Below are 271 nucleotides of genomic sequence, written 5' to 3'. Positions count from 1 at the left end.
AATATCACAACTGCAGTTGTATTAGGTAATGATTACACAACGGCAGGAACATTAAATGGATCTCTTGTTATTGATCAAACAACTGTAGCTTCTAACGTATTTACAAATTCAGTCGCTTCTATCGGTATCGCAACTGGAATGAGCGGAAACAACATAACAAAATCTTCTTTCATTAACTTCTATCGTTATGATGGAGCGATGGAAATTAGTTCTCAAGGCGATATGAGTATTAATAACGTCAACGGAAACATTAATCTCGCTGCTAGTTCAA

General features: G+C 35.8%; 1 protein-coding gene. It reads left to right on the top strand.

From position 1 onward, the window contains the following. Nucleotides 1-271, top strand: a 271-nt coding sequence (locus SB775_RS29680; protein ID WP_410864824.1) for a hypothetical protein, incomplete at both ends; no start/stop codon positions are given.

It is taken from the genome of Peribacillus sp. SIMBA_075 (assembly GCF_046534585.1).
The sequence above is the reverse complement of the archived record's forward strand: the minus strand, read 5'-3'. Positions and strand labels throughout refer to the sequence as shown.